A 614-nucleotide genomic window follows, 5' to 3' on the forward strand; every position below is an offset into this window, starting at 1 on the left:
AGTACTTGCGCGCGGTCTCGGTCAGGATGCTCTCGGGCACGTTGGCGCCGATGTTGAACACCATCACCTCGATCGGCCCGACGGTCGATTCGATGTTCTCCACCAGCGCGACGACGTCGTCCTCCTTGCGCGCGTCGCTGGCAAAGGCGTGCGCCCTGCCGCCCTCGGCCTCGATCTGCGCAACCAGCGGCTGCAGCTTGTCCATGCTGCGCCGCGTGACGCAGGTCGCGTAGCCCTCGCGAGCGAAGCGGCGGGCGATGGCGCCGCCCGTGGCATCGCCCGCGCCGACGATCAATGCGGCCTTGACGGGGTTCGCATGCATGTTCACTCCTTGAAGTAGACGATCTGATGGCTCGTCGCGACCAGCCTGCCGGCCTCGCTCCAGAGCTGCGCGGCCTGGTCGAAGTAGCCATTGCTGAACTGCTGCCCCGTCGCGCGACCCAGCAGGTAGCCGGTGCCGATCTCCGCGAGCTGCGCCGCATCGGCGTGAAAGTAAGTCGTGATCGAGACCGTGCCGATCGGCACCGGCCTCGCCCGGCGCAGCCAGACGCGCGGGTAGAAGGTGTCGCTCAACGCGGCCAGCGCGGCGAAGTCCAGCGCGCGCGGCTCGGCGT

General features: G+C 68.7%; 1 protein-coding gene and 1 pseudogene. Both read right to left on the reverse strand.

Going from position 1 to position 614, the window contains the following annotated elements; all coding sequences use genetic code 11:
- Nucleotides 1–322, reverse strand: a 322-nt coding sequence (locus AC1DTN_RS38355; RefSeq protein WP_477925421.1) for an SDR family NAD(P)-dependent oxidoreductase, incomplete at its 3' end; no start/stop codon positions are given.
- A gap of 2 nt (nt 323–324) precedes the next feature.
- Nucleotides 325–614 (reverse strand): annotated as a pseudogene (locus tag AC1DTN_RS38360) (thioesterase family protein); the annotation flags it as partial.

The sequence above is a fragment of the Rhizobium sp. 01T444 genome, from assembly GCF_056398305.1.